Source organism: Vibrio sp. D420a (assembly GCF_030248625.1).
Lineage (GTDB): Bacteria > Pseudomonadota > Gammaproteobacteria > Enterobacterales > Vibrionaceae > Vibrio > Vibrio fortis_A.
Genome location: NZ_JAHGAN010000029.1, coordinates 116,745 through 136,488, shown reverse-complemented (window position 1 = coordinate 136,488; position 19,744 = coordinate 116,745). Strand labels below are relative to the sequence as shown.

The 19,744-nt window shown below is 47.3% G+C and carries 16 protein-coding genes and 1 other RNA gene; 15 read left to right on the top strand and 2 right to left on the bottom strand.

Annotated elements, in window-relative coordinates; all coding sequences use genetic code 11:
- Positions 1-2: 2 nt before the first annotated feature.
- Entirely contained in the window at positions 3-401 is a 399-nt protein-coding gene (locus KI743_RS19100) for a YraN family protein (RefSeq protein ID WP_150872839.1), read from the bottom strand.
- A complete protein-coding gene (locus KI743_RS19095; RefSeq protein ID WP_285467766.1) occupies positions 388-2,199 on the bottom strand; it encodes a penicillin-binding protein activator in 1,812 nt (603 codons plus the stop codon). Before KI743_RS19095 ends, KI743_RS19100 begins: the two co-directional genes overlap by 14 nt.
- Positions 2,200-2,261: 62 nt before the next feature.
- On the opposite strand from KI743_RS19095, the gene rsmI reads away from it, so the two are divergent.
- The 15 genes from rsmI (at position 2,262) to ftsZ (ending at position 19,703) form a co-directional block, all read left to right on the top strand.
- On the top strand, positions 2,262-3,128 hold the full coding sequence (rsmI, locus tag KI743_RS19090) for a 16S rRNA (cytidine(1402)-2'-O)-methyltransferase (protein WP_285467765.1): 867 nt from the start codon (positions 2,262-2,264) through the stop codon (positions 3,126-3,128).
- A 302-nt stretch (positions 3,129-3,430) separates the two neighbouring features.
- An RNA gene (gene rnpB / locus KI743_RS19085) (RNase P RNA component class A) lies at positions 3,431-3,858 on the top strand.
- Positions 3,859-4,086: 228 nt separating this feature from the next.
- On the top strand, positions 4,087-5,037 hold the full coding sequence (gene rsmH / locus KI743_RS19080; protein ID WP_150870873.1) for a 16S rRNA (cytosine(1402)-N(4))-methyltransferase RsmH: 951 nt from the start codon (positions 4,087-4,089) through the stop codon (positions 5,035-5,037).
- 3 nt (positions 5,038-5,040) lie between these two features.
- Complete coding sequence (gene ftsL / locus KI743_RS19075; RefSeq protein WP_150870876.1) at positions 5,041-5,358, top strand: cell division protein FtsL; 318 nt, start codon at positions 5,041-5,043, stop codon at positions 5,356-5,358.
- Positions 5,355-7,115: a penicillin-binding transpeptidase domain-containing protein gene (locus KI743_RS19070; RefSeq protein ID WP_150870878.1), complete on the top strand. Its 1,761-nt coding sequence runs from the start codon at positions 5,355-5,357 to the stop codon at positions 7,113-7,115. Before ftsL ends, KI743_RS19070 begins: the two co-directional genes overlap by 4 nt.
- An 18-nt stretch (positions 7,116-7,133) precedes the next feature.
- Positions 7,134-8,624 carry a UDP-N-acetylmuramoyl-L-alanyl-D-glutamate--2,6-diaminopimelate ligase gene (gene murE / locus KI743_RS19065; RefSeq protein WP_285467763.1) on the top strand — a complete coding sequence of 497 codons (1,491 nt, stop codon included), beginning with the start codon at positions 7,134-7,136 and terminating at the stop codon, positions 8,622-8,624.
- Positions 8,617-9,993, top strand: coding sequence for a UDP-N-acetylmuramoyl-tripeptide--D-alanyl-D-alanine ligase (gene murF / locus KI743_RS19060; RefSeq protein WP_285467762.1), 1,377 nt, complete (start codon positions 8,617-8,619; stop codon positions 9,991-9,993). The genes murE and murF overlap by 8 nt, the downstream gene beginning before the upstream one ends.
- The gene (gene mraY / locus KI743_RS19055) at positions 9,990-11,072 is read left to right on the top strand and encodes a phospho-N-acetylmuramoyl-pentapeptide-transferase (protein ID WP_032553116.1); all 1,083 of its coding nucleotides are present in this window, start codon (positions 9,990-9,992) and stop codon (positions 11,070-11,072) included. Before murF ends, mraY begins: the two co-directional genes overlap by 4 nt.
- A 58-nt stretch (positions 11,073-11,130) precedes the next feature.
- Positions 11,131-12,447, top strand: coding sequence for a UDP-N-acetylmuramoyl-L-alanine--D-glutamate ligase (gene murD, locus KI743_RS19050; protein WP_285467761.1), 1,317 nt, complete (start codon positions 11,131-11,133; stop codon positions 12,445-12,447).
- Positions 12,448-12,477: 30 nt separating this feature from the next.
- Positions 12,478-13,665 (top strand): cell division protein FtsW, encoded by a 1,188-nt coding sequence (gene ftsW / locus KI743_RS19045; RefSeq protein ID WP_373417848.1) that lies wholly within the window; start codon positions 12,478-12,480, stop codon positions 13,663-13,665.
- A 7-nt stretch (positions 13,666-13,672) separates the two neighbouring features.
- A complete protein-coding gene (gene murG / locus KI743_RS19040; protein ID WP_032553213.1) occupies positions 13,673-14,734 on the top strand; it encodes an undecaprenyldiphospho-muramoylpentapeptide beta-N-acetylglucosaminyltransferase in 1,062 nt (353 codons plus the stop codon).
- 13 nt (positions 14,735-14,747) lie between these two features.
- On the top strand, positions 14,748-16,208 hold the full coding sequence (gene murC, locus KI743_RS19035; protein ID WP_285467759.1) for a UDP-N-acetylmuramate--L-alanine ligase: 1,461 nt from the start codon (positions 14,748-14,750) through the stop codon (positions 16,206-16,208).
- Positions 16,209-16,402: 194 nt separating this feature from the next.
- Positions 16,403-17,182, top strand: coding sequence for a cell division protein FtsQ/DivIB (locus tag KI743_RS19030; protein WP_032553120.1), 780 nt, complete (start codon positions 16,403-16,405; stop codon positions 17,180-17,182).
- The gene (gene ftsA / locus KI743_RS19025) at positions 17,175-18,443 is read left to right on the top strand and encodes a cell division protein FtsA (RefSeq protein WP_032553121.1); all 1,269 of its coding nucleotides are present in this window, start codon (positions 17,175-17,177) and stop codon (positions 18,441-18,443) included. The genes KI743_RS19030 and ftsA overlap by 8 nt, the downstream gene beginning before the upstream one ends.
- 30 nt (positions 18,444-18,473) lie before the next feature.
- On the top strand, positions 18,474-19,703 hold the full coding sequence (ftsZ, locus tag KI743_RS19020) for a cell division protein FtsZ (protein WP_032553122.1): 1,230 nt from the start codon (positions 18,474-18,476) through the stop codon (positions 19,701-19,703).
- The last annotated feature ends 41 nt before the right edge of the window (positions 19,704-19,744 follow it).

Here is a 19,744-nt window from a genome sequence, read left to right as displayed (position 1 = left end):
GTTTATCCTTGGGTAATTGCATTTTCTATCCAGTTGATTTGTTCACTTGGCCCTTCAATAGCCACAACATCAAACCGGAAGTTAGTCGAGTGTACCGACATGCCTTGCTTCATCAGCCATAGATTGGCGGTGTTGATCAGCTTTTTCGCCTTACTGGCGGTGACCATTTCTGCTGCATGTCCATAACGTGTCTGTTTGCGGTATTTGACCTCAACAAACACAATAGTCTGGTTGTGGTGCATTATAAGATCAATTTCACCACATTTTGCTACGAAGTTTTGCTCTATTAAAGAGAGTCCGTGGCCTTCGAGGTGCTCTTTGGCCACGCGTTCGTATCTATCGCCCACTTGTCTGTGGGCGTTGAGTTTTTGTATCAGTTTGGTTCGGCTAAAGAGCCCCATGTTCAGCCCAGCTAATTTGACGCTGTACCACACAGTTATTGTCGATGGTCAGCACACCGGTTTCACCAGAAATACTGTGTCCTTCAACGGCTTTCATCTGTGGTAGCGCGTCCATTAGGTAGTACGCATCCATACCTAGTGCTTGTAGACGTTTTTGACCATTAGAGTGTGATGGCCAAAGCTCGTTTAGTTGTTTGTTTAGCTCGCCTTTACCCTCTACAAGCAGAGGAATATCGCTGTAGAAAACGCCGGTTAAGTCTTCATACTGCTTGTCACCACTGTTACTGCGAGAATTCGAGAATAACGCAGGCTGCTTCGCATCTGGGTTAATAGCAACCTCAATGAAAGGTTTGATCAGTGTGAGTTCAGAGTTCTTCGCCACAATGTATACTGCGTCGACGTCGCGACGGCTGCGTGGTTCCGTTTCTAATGGCAAGTCGATCAGGTTATCCATTTGAGCAATGCGTTGTTGGCTCTCTTGCAGACCAAATATCTGATTCACATTGCGTTGCAGTTGACGTTTGTCAGCGAAGAAAGAGGTCGCGACCTCGTTGCTGCTGTATTTCGACCACTCTTCTTTGAAGGCTTCTTGTACACGATCACCTAATCGGCCTTTCGGCGCCAAGATAAGTGGGTATTTGTAACCTTGCGTGAAGAGATGTTTAGCAGCTTGTGCGACTTCTTGCTCAGGTGATAGCGCAAGGTAACAAAGCTTAGTATCTGCCTCTAATTGATCGGGAATGTTCAGTGCAAGAGCTGGAATGGCATCTTCGTGACCTTTCTGAGCTTCCTGCAGTTTAGTAATATTGCTCTTAATCAGTGGGCCGACGATAAAGTCGACTTTGTTATCAACCAGTGTCTGTTTGATCTCTTCTGCGCTTTGCGTGTTGGTATCTAAAACTGTTAGCGTTGCGTCTTCTTCACGCTCTTTATCGTTCATCATCGCAAAGATGAAACCATCACGAACCAACTGTGCCTGCTTGCTGTACTTACCAGTCAAAGGCAGTAGCAGGGCAGTGCTGGTTGGTTTACTGATCTCTAGCGCTAAGATGTCAGTGATCGCTTGCGGTGTATACTTCGCTGCTGGGTGATACGGGTTATCCGCCAACCAATCTTGCAGTGTGCTTTGTAGCTCAGGCAGATTACCGTTAAGAGTTTTCAGGTAGATAGAAAGCTGTAACCAACCAGCCAATACGTCTTCGTCTGGCGCCGTTTTCAGTGCTAACACTTCATATTGAGAATAGCTGCTGAGGTTTTGCCAGATACGGTCAGCGATCAACTGTTGGTCTTGGTTGTCATCAAACTCTTCAAGCTTGGTGAGCTCACGGCTCGCTTCAAAATATTGATTCAATACCTCAAGAATATCAGCGCGCAGGTTGTGATAGTCTTTCCACTGCTCATTCGGTAGCTTCCACCACGGTTGAAAATTCAGTTGTTGGTACGCTTGTTCAGTCTGTTGATTGTTGAACAGCAGTTGCGCACGCGCTAATTGCCACTCAGCCTGTTGGGTTTCTGTGAGTGGTTGCTTTGCTAAACGCTTGGTCAGCAAAGTCGCTTGATCGGTTTTGCCCGCTTGCACCGACGATTTAAGTGCCATGATCAGCCAGTCATTTTGCAGACTGCCTTGGCTGCTGTCGGCTTGCATCATATAACTTTCTGTCGATTGTGTCGGATCAAGTGTAATATCAACACGCGTCGGGGCTTGTGGCGTAGAAGAACAAGCCGCCAATGAAATTGCTAATGCAATTGGAGTTAGTAAGCGTGGTACACTGAGTCTCTTATGGTTCATTGTTGCCATGAGTTCTTTTTAATTCCGTATAAATTTGTATCTATATTAATCGTTGAAGTGATGGTAAACAAATGACAGATAACAAAACCTTGCTCACAGAGAGCCCAACTCTCTATATTGTGCCGACTCCTATCGGAAATTTGGGAGACATCACTCAAAGAGCAATCGAAGTATTATCAAGCGTCGATGTTATTGCAGCGGAAGACACACGTCACACGGGTAAGCTGCTTGCTCACTTCAATATATCCACCAGAACGTTCGCCTTACATGACCATAATGAGCAAACTAAGGCGCAAGTTCTAGTAGAAAAATTATTAGAGGGTCAGTCTATCGCATTAGTCTCAGATGCTGGAACCCCTTTAATCAGTGATCCAGGTTACCACTTTGTATCACAATGTCGTCAGGCTGGTGTGAGAGTTGTACCACTTCCAGGTGCATGTGCTGTCATCACCGCGTTAAGTGCATCGGGTCTGCCGTCTGATCGCTTCAGTTTTGAAGGCTTCTTACCACCTAAGAGTAAAGGTCGTAAAGATAAGTTCCTTGAGATCGCGAAAGCGGAACGTACTTGTATTTTCTACGAGTCACCACACCGTATCTCAGATTCTCTACAGGATATGCTAGATATTTTAGGCCCGGAGCGTGAAGTTGTACTAGCGCGTGAGCTAACGAAGACCTTCGAAACCATTCAAGGTATGCCATTGGGCGAGCTGATTGAGTGGATTGAAGAAGATGCTAACCGCAAACGCGGTGAAATGGTGCTATTGATTCACGGCCACCGCGAAGAAGCAACAACCGACTTACCGGATGAAGCAACGCGTACTCTGGCTATTCTGACTAAAGAGCTACCACTTAAGAAAGCCGCAGCAATGGCTGCTGAGATCTACAACCTGAAGAAGAACGCACTCTACAAATGGGGCCTAGAGCATCTAGATAACTAATACTTGTTTAGTTACACAATTCAGATACAGATGAACGAGCGATTAAACTATTCTCTTTTATCTGTATCTCTACTTTGTTCTTAACTCTTTTCTCATCTCGAACCTCACTACTCTTATCTTCTTTTAAATCTTTTCGAATCTCGCATCCCGCCACTCGCATCTGCTCCTCATTCTCTTCGAATCCCGCATCTCATCACTCGTATCCGCTCTTTCGCTCAATTCCCCACCAGTTAACACCTTGATTGCATCATATTTGTGATCTCGCTAGACACGTCTCTTTAATCTCTATACAATCCGCCCTCGGAGTTGACTGGGTAGTCGCTGCTTTGTTGATGTCCTTCGGGAGACTGACGCTGAAGTCCTTTGGGAGACTGGCGTTGACGTCCTTCGGGAGACTGACAAAGGGGAGGAAAGTCCGGGCTCCATAGAGCAGGGTGCCAGGTAACGCCTGGGGGGCGCAAGCCTACGACAAGTGCAGCAGAGAGAAGACCGCCGATGGCCTTAGGGCACAGGTAAGGGTGAAAGGGTGCGGTAAGAGCGCACCGGACGGCTAGCAATAGTCCGTTGCAGGGTAAACTCCACCCGGAGCAAGACCAAATAGGCCTCCACATTGCGTTGCTCGCGTAAGGAGGCGGGTAGGTTGCTTGAGCCAGTGAGCGATTGCTGGCCTAGACGAATGGCTACTACCGCGCAAGCGGAACAGAACCCGGCTTATATGTCGACTCCACCTATTCCAAGAACCCATCATTACTTAACAGTAGTGATGGGTTTTTTGCTTTATATTGACGTAAATTATTTAGATTTCCTTAAAATCCGCTTTTCTTGTAAAGACTTGGGTTAAAAATCCCAACTCGCTACACACAATGTAGTGGAGATAACGTGCGAAATCAGTACACTAAAACGTTAACAGAATCATTTGTAGCCGAACTAAAGGCTTAATCCACTCACTGAGAAGACTATGACAGAAGCGTTCAAACATATTTCAGTATTGCTTAACGAATCAATTGACGGACTGGCGATCAAACCTGATGGTACCTACATTGACGGTACTTTTGGCCGTGGTGGTCACAGCCGTACAATCCTGTCTAAACTGGGCGAGAATGGACGACTATTTAGTATCGACCGCGATCCACAAGCGATCGCTGAGGCACAAAAAATTGATGACCCGCGTTTTACTATCATCCACGGCCCATTCTCTGGCATGGCGGAATACGCTGAGCGCTATGACCTAGTGGGTAAAGTAGATGGTGTTCTTCTCGATTTAGGTGTGTCTTCACCACAATTGGATGACGCTGAGCGCGGCTTTAGCTTTATGAAAGACGGCCCATTGGATATGCGAATGGACCCTACTTCAGGCATGCCTGTTTCACAGTGGCTAATGGATGCAGAATTGGATGACATCACTTGGGTTATCCGTGAGTTTGGTGAAGACAAGCATGCGCGCCGTATTGCTAAAGGCATCGTGGCTTACCGTGAGAACGAAGAGAACGAACCACTTACGCGTACTGGTCAACTGGCGAAGCTTATCTCGGATGTCGCACCAAAGAGCTTTAAAGAGAAAAAGCACCCAGCAACACGTGCATTCCAGGCATTTCGCATTTACATCAATAGTGAGCTGGATGAGATCGCGACTGCGTTAAAAGGTGCAACCAGCATTCTTGCTCCAGAAGGTCGTCTGTCAGTCATCAGCTTCCACTCTCTAGAAGATCGCATGGTAAAACGTTTTATCCGTAAAGAGAGCCAAGGCCCTCAAGTACCACACGGTCTGCCTCTTACTGAAGAGCAAATTAAAGCGCTAGGCAGTGCAGTTCTTAAACCTGTGGGTAAAGCGATTAAGCCTTCAAAGAGTGAAGTGGATGAAAACACGCGTTCGCGAAGCTCAGTACTTCGTCTAGCCGAAAAGCTTTAATTAATGAAGACCGCCAAGCCAAACCTAGCCAAGATTATCTTCTTTGATCTGATTTCAGTGGGTCGTGTCCCACTGTTATTGCTCATTGCTATCTTCGCTAGCGCGATGGGGGTCGTTCTTACTACACACATGTCTCGTCAAGCTATTACTCAGAAAGATATGGCTTTGGTGGAGCGTGAGCAGCTGGATGACGAGTGGCGAAATCTGATGCTCGAAGAGACTGCGCTTGCCGAACACAGCCGAGTTCAAGCTTCTGCAATTAAAGAGCTTGATATGAAGCGCCCAGACTCAGACAAAGAAGTTGTGATCTCACTGAAATGACCGCTAAAAAGGAAAAAGCATCTGCGAAGAAAGCCGAAGCAGCCGCTTCCAAGGCAACCGCAGTGAATGGAAAGGACTCTGATCCTATCTTGATCAAATGGCGCTTTAACTTAGTTATTGCGTTTGTCTTCCTCGCATTTGCAGCACTGGTTTCACGTGTTGCTTACATTCAAATCATCGAGCCTGATAACTTGATTCGCCAAGGTGACTTGCGTTCGGTTCGCGTCAAAGAGATCCCTTCTGCGCGCGGTATTATTTCTGATCGAAACGATGAACCTCTTGCTGTCAGTGTCCCTGTTGAGGCGGTATGGGCCGATCCGAAAACCATTTTTGATAAAGATGGCCTTGCTCAGATTGATCGTTGGTATGCCCTTGCGGATGTATTGGGGCTAGAGCGTCAATCGATGATCGATAAGATCTCAGCCAATAAAAAGCGTCGTTTTATCTACCTCCAAAGGCAAGTGAGTCCAGCGATGGCGAAGTACATTCGCGATCTCAAGCTGGTGGGCGTTGGCCTTAAAGCGGAATCTCGTCGCTACTATCCTGCGGGTGAAATCAGCGCACACCTTATCGGTGTAACGGGTATAGATGGTCACGGTTTAGAAGGTGTTGAACGTAGTTACGACCAGTGGTTAACCGGTGAAGCAGGTAAACGCACGATTCGTAAAGACCGCTATGGTCGCGTAGTTGAAAATATTGCCTTAGAAGAGCGTGAGCAAGGTAAACCACTCACCTTGACCATAGACCAACGTTTACAAGCGATTGCCTATCGTGAAATCAAGCAAGCGGTAGCCGATCACCGAGCAACCTCTGGCTCGGCGATTCTTCTTGATGTCAAAACCGGTGCGGTGTTAGCCATGGTCAATGCGCCATCGTATAACCCTAACAACCGTGCCGACCTGCAAAGTTTTAAGATGCGTAACCGTGTGCTGACGGATGCGATGGAACCCGGCTCTACCGTTAAGCCATTTGTTGTATTGGCGGCACTCGAAAATGGTGCAGCAACCCCAGACACCGTTATCAACACCGGGAATGGCATCATGCAAATCGGCGGTAGCCGCGTGCGTGACACCTCCAAAGTCGGCAAGGCTGACCTAGCCATGATCCTCAAAAAGTCGAGTAACATTGGTGTTGCGAAGCTAGCACTGGATATGCCGCTCGAAGCTCTATTAGGGCTTTATAGCTCGGTTGGCTTAGGTGAAATGTCTGGCTTGAACTTAGTCGGTGAGACAACAGGTATCTTCCCGAATCGACGCCGTTGGTCAAAGTTTGAAATCGCCACCCTATCTTTTGGTTACGGCCTATCTGTCACCCCGATTCAATTGGCTCATGCTTACGCAACATTGGCGAATAAAGGTGTTTACGAGCCGATCCATATCATTGAAAACAATGAGCAAGATTTTTCTAAGCAGATCATTGATAGAGACAATGCGCAGCTTGTTTTAGAGATGCTTGAAGGGGTAACCCAAAAAGGCGGCACAGCAACGCGCGCAGCTGTACCGGGTTATCGCGTCGCGGCTAAAACGGGTACTTCTCGTAAAGCGGAAGCGGGTGGTTATAGCGATGAGTATATTGCGATTACCGCAGGCGTAGCACCTGTGAGCGACCCTCGCGTATCGCTGGTTGTGGTGGTGAATGAGCCGCAGGGCGATCTCTACTACGGCGGTTCTGTTGCTGCCCCTGTATTTTCAGAAATCATGAAGGGTGCACTGCAAATTCTTAATGTGCCAGCTGATGAAAACAAGTTTCAAGAATAGAACGAATCAGGATTCGATATGAGTAATAGCCTAACACTGTCTAACTTACTGAGCCCTTGGGGGCCATTTGACTGCGCTGAACTGGCGGAAGTCGAGGTCACGCACCTTGAGTTAGATAGCCGAGCGGTAAGTTCGGGAGACATTTTCGTTGCTGTTATTGGCCATGCTGTTGATGGACGCCGTTTTATCGATAAAGCCATCGACTTGGGTGCCAGCGCTGTCATTGCTCAAGCGTGCGAAGAGCATGTTCATGGCAGTGTTGAGTTACGTAATGGCGTCGCTATCGCTTATGTCCAAGATCTGAATCAAGAGCTCTCTGCTCTAGCTGGTCGAGTCTATCAATCAGATGCGACTCAGCTTATCGGCGTGACAGGCACCAATGGCAAAACCACAATTACTCAACTTATCGCTCAGTGGCTTGATTTAGTTGGTCAGCGCTCTGGTGTTATGGGCACGACAGGGAATGGTTTTCTTGACGACCTACAAACCGCAAAAAATACCACGGGTAGTGCGATTGAAATTCAACGTACTTTGAGTGAATTATCGGCTCAAAATGCGGCCTATACTGCAATGGAAATCTCATCACACGGCTTGGTTCAAGGCCGAGTTAAAGCACTCAAATTCGCAGCCGGTGTTTTTACCAACCTGAGTCGAGACCACCTTGACTATCATGGCACAATGGAAGAGTACGCGTTAGCCAAACAGAGTCTGTTTACCAAGCATCACTGCCAGCACGCCATCATTAATGCCGATGATCCAGTGGGTTTGGCGTGGTTATCTGAGTTACCCGATGCCGTTGCAGTGTCGCTTAATTCTATGACTGATCGTGCCAATGCAGTGTGGGCCTCAGACGTGGCTTATGCCGAAACTGGCATCCGTATGGATTTCGATGGTGCGTGGGGCACGGGGTCACTGCAGGTACCTTTGATCGGTCAATTCAATGCCTCTAATGTTTTGGTCGCGTTCGCAACACTGCTTGCTTTAGGTATTGATAAACAACAATTGGTTGATAGTGCACCAAAGCTACAGCCAGTGATCGGCCGTATGGAACTATTTCAAGCGCCACAAAAAGCCAAAGTCGTCGTCGACTATGCTCACACTCCAGATGCACTTGAAAAAGCATTAGCTGCACTGCGCGTGCATTGCTCTGGCAACTTATGGGCTATTTTCGGTTGCGGCGGTGATAGAGATAAAGGCAAGCGTCCAATGATGGCGGAGACGGCGGAACAGTTCGCCGACAAGATCATTATCTCTGATGATAATCCTCGTAGCGAAGACCCGGCGGAAATCGTCAAAGATATGCTGGTGGGGCTTAAGCAGCCTCAAGCCGCATACGTTGAGCATGACCGCTATCAAGCGGTGAAGTTTGCCCTTGAGCAAGCTGGTAACAATGACATTATCCTACTGGCAGGTAAGGGCCATGAGGATTACCAAGTATTAAAAGATGAAACTGTGCACTACTCTGATCGAGAGTCAGCACTGCAATTATTAGGTATTCACAATGATTGATGTATCACTAGAACAGGTCTGTCAGGCCGTTAATGGTGAACTAATTGAATCAACGGAAGCGGGGAAAGCGACCATGATTCATTTGGTATCTACAGATACACGTACCGTTCAAAGTGGTGCTCTGTTCGTGGCTTTGGTTGGCGAGCGATTTGATGCCCATGACTTTTGCCATCAAGCGGTCGAAGCACAAGCCAGCGCGTTGTTAGTCGAACGAAAACTTGACCTAAATATTACTCAAGTAGTTGTTGAGGATACTAAACTTGCGTTGGGTCAGTTGAGTGCATGGGTGCATGCTCAATGTGAAGTGCCAACCATGGCTATCACAGGTAGTTGTGGCAAAACCACGGTCAAAGAGATGGTCGCTAGCATTCTACAACAGCGCGGAAAAGTACTGTTTACCGCGGGTAACTTCAATAATGATATTGGGGTACCTCTGACGTTACTGCGCAGCGAGCCAAGTGATGACTTCGCTGTGATTGAGCTTGGTGCTAACCACATCGGTGAGATTGCTTACACGACACAACTGGTCAAGCCGCAAGTGGCGGTGGTAAATAATGTTGCCGCAGCGCACCTTGAAGGCTTCGGTTCAATGGATGGTGTAAAGCAAGCTAAGGGTGAAATCTACCAAGGCCTCTCGGCTGGAGATACCGCTATCGTCAACTTAGAGAGCAATGGTGGTGCATATTGGGAAGAAGTCTTGGCAGATAAGTCGGTGCTTACCTTCTCAGATGTAAACTCTGCTGCCGATTACTTTGCCGACGAAGTTGAGCTTAATGATCAAGGCGAAGCCTGTTTCACAATGCACACCCCACAAGGGGTGATCGCTATTGAGCTGGGTATTATAGGTCAACATAATGTGGCAAATGCGCTTTGTGCAGCTGCATTAAGTATCCAGTTTGGTGCGAGTTTGAATGACATTCAGACTGGTTTAAAAAACTTAAACTCAGTAAAGGGCCGCGTTGAGGTTCAACAGCTGAGTGAACAACTTAAGCTAATTGACGACAGTTACAATGCCAGCGTGCCTGCGATGAAGGCGGCGGCAAAACTGTTGTCTAGCTTTAAAGGGCAGCGTTGGCTGATTTTAGGCAATATGGCTGAATTAGGCGATGAAAGCCTTGCACTTCACCGTCAAGTCGGTGAATATGCTGCCCCATTCGCTTTTGAGCATGTACTCACTTACGGTGATGATACAAAGGTGATCAGTGAGGTCTGCAACGGCATTCACTTCGCCACGCATCAAGCGATGATCGCACATATAGAGCAGCAGTTAAGCTTGCCAAATAATGCGTCGCACACACTGTTAGTTAAAGGCGCAAACAGTGCAGGAATGAGTAAAATTGCCGCTGCTTTAAAGGAGAACTTTTCATGATTATTTGGCTTGCAGAGCTGCTACAGCCACACTTTTCGTTTTTTCGTTTGTTTGAATATCTTTCGTTTCGAGCAATCGCGAGTATTTTAACGGCTCTATGCTTGTCACTGTGGATGGGACCTCGTTTAATCGAGCGTCTACAAATGCTGCAAATCGGTCAAGTTGTTCGTAATGACGGTCCTGAATCTCACTTCAGCAAACGCGGTACCCCAACCATGGGTGGTGTGATGATCTTGGCTGCGATCATCATTACTGTTCTGTTGTGGGCAGATCTTTCTAACCCTTATGTATGGGCTGTGATGGCAGTACTTGGCGGTTATGGTGCGGTTGGTTTTGTTGATGACTATCGTAAAGTTGTCCGTAAGAATACCGATGGCCTAATTGCTCGCTGGAAGTACTTCTGGCAGTCAGCGATTGCATTGGTTGTGGCGTTTGCACTGTATGCACACGGTCAAGACACGGCAGCGACTCAGCTTGTTGTACCTTTCTTCAAAGATGTGATGCCACAGCTTGGCTTACTCTACATTGTGTTGACGTACTTTGTTATCGTGGGCACCAGTAATGCGGTTAACCTAACAGATGGTCTAGACGGTCTAGCAATCATGCCAACGGTAATGGTAGCTGCTGGTTTTGCGGTGATTGCATGGGCGACGGGTAACGTTAACTTTGCTGAGTACCTACATATTCCATATATCCCGTTTACGTCTGAGCTGGTTGTTGTATGTACCGCTATTGTTGGTGCTGGCCTTGGTTTCCTATGGTTTAACACTTACCCAGCGCAAGTATTTATGGGCGATGTTGGCTCTCTAGCACTCGGTGGTGCTTTAGGTACTATCGCGGTATTGGTTCGCCAGGAGTTGGTACTGGTTATTATGGGCGGTGTATTTGTAATGGAGACGCTATCAGTAATCTTACAAGTAGGTTCTTACAAGTTGCGCGGTCAGCGTATTTTCCGTATGGCACCAATTCACCACCACTACGAGCTGAAAGGCTGGCCAGAGCCACGTGTAATCGTGCGTTTTTGGATCATCTCAATGGTTCTTGTTTTGATTGGTCTAGCGACACTGAAAGTTCGTTAATTCCACTTTAAGCCTCGTTAATACGGGGCTTTATCCACATTAAGAGCGTCTTGTTTAAATGGAACCTTGGCAAAATATTCAAAATGTAGTGGTTGTAGGGCTCGGTATTACCGGGCTCTCTGTCGTTAAACATCTTGTAAAATATCAGCCTCACTGCACGGTGAGAGTGATCGACACTCGCGATAATCCACCGGGTAAAGAGCCACTGCCTGATGGTGTTGCTCTGCATTCTGGGAGTTGGCAAAACGAATGGTTAGCACAAGCCGACCTTGTAGTTGCAAACCCAGGTATCGCACTGGCAACACCAGAGATTCAAACCGTGTTGGCACGCGGCGGTGCTGTTGTGGGTGATATTGAATTATTCGCTTGGGCGGTAGAGAAGCCTGTCGTGGCAATCACGGGCTCCAACGGTAAGAGCACTGTGACAGATCTTACCGGTGTGCTTGCCAAAGCTGCGGGTCTTAAGGTGGGTGTTGGTGGCAACATCGGTGTACCAGCTCTGGATCTACTTGAACAAGATGCCGACCTCTATGTCTTAGAATTGTCGAGCTTCCAGTTAGAGACCACATCAAGTCTTAAATTAGCGGCGGCGGCCTTCTTGAACCTCTCTGAAGATCACATGGATCGCTATCAAGGTATGGCTGATTACTGTGATGCTAAGCGCCGTATCTTCAAACATGCGCAATACGCTCTAGTAAACCGTGATGATCGCGAAACCTATCCGCTGGATTCACAACAGGTCGTAAGCTTTGGTTTTGATAACCAAGAGTTCGGTGTTGATGTGATTGATGGCGAAGAGTGGCTCATTGATCATGGTGTGCCGGTTATTCGCAGCCAAGACCTTACTCTGGTTGGTCGACACAATGTATCAAATGCCTTGGTTTCTTTAGCACTACTTAAACTGGCAAATATCGACTACACCAACAGTCTTGATGCATTAAAAGCATATAACGGCCTGACTCATCGTTGCCAAGTCGTCGCAGACAAGCGCGACGTGAAGTGGGTTAATGACTCTAAGGCAACCAACGTTGCCAGCACGTTAGCGGCTTTGTCTGGTCTAGAGTGTGCAGGAACACTTTATTTGTTAGTCGGTGGTGTGGGTAAAGGGGCAGACTTCAGTGAGCTTGCACCGGTACTCAACAATATCGCACGCGTTAAACTGTGCTGTTTTGGTGAAGATGCTGAACAGTTTATGCCTCTGCATCCATCGGCACAAAAGTTTGACACCATGCAGCAGATTATCGAAACCGTTTCACCAAAGCTGGTAGCGGGAGATATGGTGATGTTGTCGCCTGCGTGTGCAAGCTTCGATCAGTTTAGTAATTTCATGGCAAGGGGTGATGCATTCACCGAGCTTGCTCAAAAGTACGCTTAATCGTTAAAGGACTGGAACCCAGTGCAGAAAGTGAGACAGCTCAACCACTCAATTTGGCAATGGCTTAACCGCTCTACGCCAGAGGCGCTTTATGATCGTCAATTGGTCTGGATCGCGCTTGGGCTGATGCTGACTGGATTGGTAATGGTGACGTCTGCTTCGTTCCCAATCAGTGCTCGTTTAACCGATCAGCCTTTTCACTTTATGTTCCGCCATGCGATCTTTTTGCTGCTCGCTTTGGGTGTATCCAGTGTGATATTGCAAATCCCGATGAAACGCTGGCTCCAATACAGTATGTACCTACTGGGATTATCATTCTTCTTGTTGATAGTGGTATTGGCTGTTGGTAAATCGGTGAACGGCGCATCGCGTTGGATTCCTTTGGGGTTATTCAACCTCCAGCCTGCCGAAGTGGCGAAGTTGTCGTTGTTTATCTTCATGGCCGGTTACTTGGTTCGTAAGCAAGACGAAGTGAGAAAGACCTTCTTCGGTGGTTTTGCTAAACCCATTATGGTGTTTGGGGCCTTTGCAGTCTTGCTACTAGGTCAGCCCGACTTGGGTACCGTGGTTGTGATGCTGGTGACTCTATTTGGCATGCTGTTCATTGCTGGTGCGAAACTGTCGCAGTTTATCGCTCTCATGGTTGCTGGTGTGGCTGCGGTTGTTGGCTTGATTGTGATAGAGCCATACCGTGTGCGACGTGTGACCTCATTCTGGGAACCCTGGAATGACCCATTTGGTAGTGGCTACCAGCTAACACAATCTCTGATGGCATTTGGTCGTGGGGATTGGATGGGGCAAGGCTTAGGCAACTCGATTCAAAAACTAGAGTACTTGCCGGAGGCGCATACCGACTTTGTATTCGCTGTACTTGCAGAAGAGCTCGGTTTTGTGGGCGTGACCTTGGTATTGATGCTGATCTTCAGTCTGGTTTTCAAAGCGATTTTTATTGGTAAGAGAGCGTTTGAAAACGACCAGGTGTTTAGCGGTTACCTCGCTTTTGGCATCGGTATTTGGTTTGCTTTTCAAACCTTGGTTAACGTTGGTGCGGCATCAGGTATCGTACCGACCAAGGGCCTGACTCTTCCACTGATCAGTTATGGTGGCTCCAGCTTGATCATCATGTCAGTCGCGGTATCTATGTTGCTGCGAATTGACCATGAATGTCGTCTAATAGAACAACAAGATGCTGAGCATCAGAACGAATTAAATGAATAGTAGCAGCATGAAAAAGAACAAAAGATTATTGGTGATGGCTGGTGGTACCGGCGGTCACGTATTTCCAGGCTTAGCGGTCGCGAAAAAACTACAACAACAAGGTTGGGAGATTCGCTGGCTAGGTACGGCTGATCGTATGGAAGCGGATCTGGTGCCAAAGCACGGTATCGAGATTGATTTCATAAAGGTGAAAGGACTGCGAGGCCAAGGCATCGCTAAGTTAATTAAAGCGCCTTTCCAAATTATTAATGCCATACTTCAAGCAAAGCAACACATTAAGGCGTGGCAGCCAGATGTGGTGCTTGGCATGGGCGGCTATGTGAGTGGTCCAGGTGGCATCGCAGCTTGGTTATCGGGTATTCCAGTGGTTCTGCATGAGCAGAATGCAGTGGCCGGTTTAACCAACCAATGGCTATCTAAGATCGCGAAAAAGGTGTTTCAAGCATTCCCAGGTGCATTCCCTAGTGCGGATGTTGTGGGTAACCCAGTACGTGAAGATGTGGTTGCATTGCCTGAGCCAAGTGAGCGCATGGCGGAACGTGACGGTGATATCCGAATCCTAGTTATGGGCGGTAGCCAAGGTGCCAAGATCCTCAATGACACCTTGCCAGTTGCTTTGGGGCAGCTTGGTGAAGGCTTCACAGTGATGCACCAAGCGGGCAAAAACAATCAACAGCAAGTGATTGAACAATATAATTCTCATTCTGTGAACAATGTTCAAGTGACTGAATTTATTGATGATGTAGCGCAAGCTTATGCATGGGCAGATCTATTAGTGTGTCGTTCAGGTGCGTTAACAGTGTCTGAAGTCTCTGCTGCAGGTGTTGGCTCTATCTTTGTGCCTTTCATGCATAAAGACCGCCAGCAAGCGCTTAATGCCGACCACTTAGTTGATTGCGGCGCTGCGTTGATGATCGAACAGCCAGATCTAACGGCAGAAAAGCTAGCGAATACTATCGCTCAGCTAGATAGAAATGAATTAAAAACGATGGCAACAAAGGCACGCCAAGCGGCGAAGCTGGACGCTGATGTGACCGTCGCTAAAGCCATTCAAGCTTTAGCAAAATAACGAGATAAATTTGATGACGATTGAACATACGCAAGACTTAGCGCAGATCCGTGCAATGGTGCCAGAGATGCGCCGAGTGAAATCTATCCACTTCATCGGTATTGGTGGCGCAGGTATGAGCGGGATTGCTGAAGTCTTGCTAAACGAAGGCTACCAGATTACGGGTTCTGACATTGCTCAAAACCCAGTAACAGAGCGTTTGGTTAGCAAGGGTGCAACGGTCTACATTGGCCATCAAGCGAGTAATGTTGCTAACGCAAGCGTGGTGGTCGTTTCGACTGCAATCAACGAAGAGAACCCAGAAATTGTAGCGGCTCGTGAAGCTCGCACACCGATTGTACGTCGTGCAGAGATGCTCGCAGAGCTAATGCGCTTTCGTCATGGTATTGCAGTGGCTGGTACGCACGGCAAAACAACCACGACGGCTCTGGTTACACAGATTTACTCTGAAGCGGGTCTTGATCCAACCTTCGTTAACGGTGGCCTGGTAAAAAGCGCGGGCACGAATGCTCGTCTAGGCTCAAGCCGCATCTTGATTGCAGAGGCTGATGAGAGTGATGCATCGTTCTTACATCTGCAACCTATGGTAAGCATCGTGACTAACATCGAAGCTGACCACATGGATACCTACGGTGGTGACTTCGAAACGTTAAAGCAGACCTTCATCGACTTCCTACACAACCTGCCGTTTTACGGTCAGGCTGTCATGTGTGTTGATGATCCAGTGGTACGTGAGCTTATCCCTCAAGTAAGTCGCCAAGTGATCACTTACGGTTTCTCTGAAGATGCTGATGTGCGTATTGAGAACTACCGCCAAGAAGGTCAGCAAGGCAAATTCACGGTAGTTCGCGAAGGCAAAGCGAATCTTGATATCACACTTAATATCCCGGGTCGCCACAACGCATTGAATGCATCGGCTGCGATTGCAGTGGCTACAGAAGATGACATCAACGATGAAGCAATTCTAAAAGCAATGGCTGGCACTCAAGGCACTGGTCGCCGTTTTGATCACTTAGGTGAATACGAAACTGGTAAAGGTGTGGCAATGCTGGTGGATGATTACGGTCATCACCCAACTGAGGTCGACGTGACTATCCAAGCAGCACGCAGCGGTTGGGAAGACAAGCGTCTGGTGATGATATTCCAGCCGCACCGTTATAGCCGCACCCGTGATCTGTTTGATGATTTTGCTAACGTTCTTGAGCAGGTTGACGTTTTAATCCTGCTTGATGTCTACTCAGCAGGTGAAAAACCGATTGCTGGCGCTGATGGCCGTGCGTTGAGCCGAACCATTCGTGGCCGCGGTAAAATCGACCCTATTTTTGTCTCAGACATTACTGCGCTACCTTCGACATTAGCCAATGTTATCCAAGGTGGTGACCTCGTGTTAACACAAGGCGCAGGCGATGTTGGCCGAGTAGCGAAACAGCTTGAAGCGTTGCAGTTAGACATTAATAAAATGCAGAGCGCTTAATAGAATAAGTTCTCACATACTGTGGTCGAGCGCTCACTTCTTGCGCTTGACCCAAATTTAACCAAAAATCTGATTATCAACGTTTGATAGTTTGATTTTGCTCAGTATAATTCATAGGTTAAAGTAAGTGCTTTTACCTCTATTACGAAAAGATAGGGAATAGAATTGCGAACCAACGACAGGGACTGCGGGTTTTGGTAGAAAGTACTTTCAGCGAAAACCGCCACCTATTCAGCTTACCATCGTTAAAGAAACACGCCCTTGGTGGTTCTTTTCTGATTTTGGTAGTGCTTTTCATTGGGTTTCTTTTCTATACCACTCTGAGCTGGATGTGGGACGATCAACGATTGCCCCTCTCTAAAATTGTACTTCAAGGCGACTTAACATATGTCTCCGCCAGTGATGTTCAGCATGCGTTTAGCCAGCTTGAACATATTGGAACCTTCATGTCTCAAGACATTGATGTGTTACAAGACAGTTTAGAGGCACTTCCTTGGGTATCTGTTGTCTCTATTCGTAAGCAATGGCCTGACACGATTAAAGTTTTTCTGACTGAGCATCAAGCTGCCGCTATTTGGAACGGTAACATGCTGCTAAACGAAAATGGCGATGTGTTTAATGGAGATATAGGCCAACTTGAAGGTGACAGAGTCAAACTCTATGGCCCTCAAGATTCGAGTCAAGAAGTGATCGCCAAGTGGCGTCAGATCACCCCGCTGATCAATAGCGTGGGATTGAGTGTCACTTCATTGGTTCTGAATGAACGTAGAGCATGGCAAATCATCCTAGACAACGGCATTCGCCTAGAGCTAGGTAAAGATTCTTTAGATGAGCGTGTTGAGCGCTTTATTTCGCTTTATAACGAGTTAGGTGATAAAGCGAATCGAGTGAGCTACATCGACCTCAGGTATGATACGGGAGCCGCTGTAGGCTGGTTTCCAGAGCAAGAGTTAGAAGAGAGTACAGATGACTAAGGCCGCAGATGACAACATAATTGTTGGTCTTGATATAGGCACTGCAACCATATCAGCTCTAGTAGGTGAGGTACTGCCTGATGGTCAAATCAATATCATTGGATCTGGGCAGAGCCCATCCAGAGGTATGGATAAAGGCGGTGTTAACGACCTAGAGTCGGTAGTGAAATCGGTTCAGCGTGCTATTGATCAAGCGGAACTGATGGCTGAATGCCAAATCAGCAATGTATTTATCTCACTATCGGGTAAGCACATCGCAAGCCGAATTGAAAAAGGCATGGGCACTATCTCGGATGAGGAAGTGTCACAAGACGATATGGATCGAGCAATCCATACCGCGAAATCAATTAAAATAGGTGACGAGCAGAGAATTCTGCACGTGATTCCACAAGAATTCACCATCGATTACCAAGAGGGCATTAAGAACCCACTTGGCTTATCTGGGGTTCGAATGGAAGTGAGTGTTCACCTGATTTCTTGCCACAGCGATATGGCGAGAAACATTATTAAAGCTGTTGAACGATGTGGTCTCACTGTAGAGCAGATCGTGTTTTCAGGGCTTGCCTCAAGTAATGCGGTAATCACTGAAGACGAGAGAGAGCTTGGAGTGTGTGTGGTCGATATTGGTGCAGGGACGATGGATATCTCCATTTGGACCGGTGGTGCACTGCGACACACAGAAGTCTTTTCCTATGCAGGAAATGCAGTAACCAGTGATATTGCCTTCGCATTCGGTACACCTGTAAGTGATGCCGAAGAGATCAAAGTAAACCACGGTTGCGCTCTGAGTGAACTTGTAAGCAAGGATGACTCAGTTAACGTCCCAAGTGTGGGTGGTCGACCATCTCGTAGTTTGCAAAGACAAACACTTTCTGAGGTGATTGAACCACGTTATACAGAATTAATGGGGCTTGTTAACCAAACTATTGATACTGTTCAACTACAGTTAAGAGATGAGGGTATTAAACATCATCTTGCTGCCGGTGTAGTTTTAACTGGTGGTGCTGCACAGATTGAAGGATTAGTAGAGTGTGCGGAACGCGTTTTCCGCAATCAAGTTCGAGTGGGTAAGCCGTTAGAAGTTAGTGGCTTAACCGATTATGTTAAAGAGCCGTATCATTCTACGGCGGTTGGTTTACTTCATTACGCAAGAGACTGCCAAATAAACGATGAAGGTGATTACAGCGAGCCAAAGCGTAGCGCACCTTCGATGACAGGTTTGTTTGGTAAATTGCGTAATTGGATACAAAAAGAGTTTTAACCTGAGTTGCAGGAAAAACGGAGATAACACATGTTTGAACCGATGATGGAAATGTCTGACGATGCAGTAATTAAAGTCGTTGGAGTTGGTGGCGGTGGCGGTAACGCTGTTGAGCACATGGTACGTGAGTCAATTGAAGGTGTTGAGTTCATTAGCGTAAACACTGATGCTCAAGCACTTCGCAAAACTAGCGTGAGCAGCGTGATCCAAATTGGTGGTGACATCACTAAGGGTCTAGGCGCTGGCGCAAACCCACAAGTTGGCCGTGATGCAGCTCTCGAAGACCGAGAAAGAATTAAAGAAGTTCTAACTGGCGCCGATATGGTATTTATCGCAGCTGGTATGGGTGGTGGTACAGGTACTGGTGCCGCTCCAGTAATTGCTGAAGTAGCAAAAGAGCTGGGCGTACTAACAGTCGCTGTTGTAACTAAGCCATTTAGCTTCGAAGGTAAAAAGCGTCTAGCGTTTGCTGAACAAGGTATTGAAGAGCTTTCTAAACATGTGGATTCATTGATTACGATTCCAAATGAGAAGCTACTGAAAGTACTGGGTCGTGGTGTAACACTACTGGAAGCATTCGCAAGCGCGAACGATGTTCTTAAGAACGCGGTTCAAGGTATTGCAGAGCTAATTACTCGCCCTGGCATGATTAACGTCGACTTTGCGGACGTACGCACTGTGATGTCGGAAATGGGTCATGCAATGATGGGTAGCGGCATCGCGAAAGGCGAAGACCGTGCAGAGGAAGCGGCTGAAACGGCAATTTCTAGCCCATTACTAGAAGACATCGACCTAGCGGGCGCTCGTGGTGTGCTTGTTAACATCACAGCTGGTCTAGATATGCGTCTAGATGAGTTCGAGACCGTAGGTAACACAGTTAAGGCCTTTGCTTCTGATAATGCAACAGTAGTAATCGGTACTTCTCTAGACCCAGATATGACGGACGAAATCCGCGTAACTGTGGTAGCAACAGGTATTGGCACTGAGAGAAAGCCAGACATTACGTTAGTTGCTGGTGGTAAAGCAAAAGTGGCTTCGGCTCCTCAACCACAAGCTGCAGTACAAGCTGCACCAAAAGTGGAAGAGAAAGTGGCACAGCCATTGCAAGAAAAAACTGAGGTTAAACCTCAAGTGAAACCACAGCCAACAACGTCACCTGTTTCTTCTGGTACAGGCGCTAGCCAAAGTGCAGCACCTAAGCCAGAAAAAGAGAGTGGGTACTTAGATATTCCAGCATTCTTACGACGTCAGGCTGATTAACAAACAACCAATATTTGACTATAGTCAATTTAGTGGTAAAA

What these genes read in the sequence shown, in the direction of transcription:
- KI743_RS19100 (WP_150872839.1), bottom strand. Translation starts at nt 401, where the DNA reads ATGGGGCTCTTTAGCCGAACCAAACTGATACAAAAACTCAACGCCCAC.
- KI743_RS19095 (WP_285467766.1), bottom strand. Translation starts at nt 2,199, where the DNA reads ATGGCAACAATGAACCATAAGAGACTCAGTGTACCACGCTTACTAACT.
- rsmI (WP_285467765.1), top strand. Translation starts at nt 2,262, where the DNA reads ATGACAGATAACAAAACCTTGCTCACAGAGAGCCCAACTCTCTATATT.
- rsmH (WP_150870873.1), top strand. Translation starts at nt 4,087, where the DNA reads ATGACAGAAGCGTTCAAACATATTTCAGTATTGCTTAACGAATCAATT.
- ftsL (WP_150870876.1), top strand. Translation starts at nt 5,041, where the DNA reads ATGAAGACCGCCAAGCCAAACCTAGCCAAGATTATCTTCTTTGATCTG.
- KI743_RS19070 (WP_150870878.1), top strand. Translation starts at nt 5,355, where the DNA reads ATGACCGCTAAAAAGGAAAAAGCATCTGCGAAGAAAGCCGAAGCAGCC.
- murE (WP_285467763.1), top strand. Translation starts at nt 7,134, where the DNA reads ATGAGTAATAGCCTAACACTGTCTAACTTACTGAGCCCTTGGGGGCCA.
- murF (WP_285467762.1), top strand. Translation starts at nt 8,617, where the DNA reads ATGATTGATGTATCACTAGAACAGGTCTGTCAGGCCGTTAATGGTGAA.
- mraY (WP_032553116.1), top strand. Translation starts at nt 9,990, where the DNA reads ATGATTATTTGGCTTGCAGAGCTGCTACAGCCACACTTTTCGTTTTTT.
- murD (WP_285467761.1), top strand. Translation starts at nt 11,131, where the DNA reads ATGGAACCTTGGCAAAATATTCAAAATGTAGTGGTTGTAGGGCTCGGT.
- murG (WP_032553213.1), top strand. Translation starts at nt 13,673, where the DNA reads ATGAAAAAGAACAAAAGATTATTGGTGATGGCTGGTGGTACCGGCGGT.
- murC (WP_285467759.1), top strand. Translation starts at nt 14,748, where the DNA reads ATGACGATTGAACATACGCAAGACTTAGCGCAGATCCGTGCAATGGTG.
- ftsA (WP_032553121.1), top strand. Translation starts at nt 17,175, where the DNA reads ATGACTAAGGCCGCAGATGACAACATAATTGTTGGTCTTGATATAGGC.
- ftsZ (WP_032553122.1), top strand. Translation starts at nt 18,474, where the DNA reads ATGTTTGAACCGATGATGGAAATGTCTGACGATGCAGTAATTAAAGTC.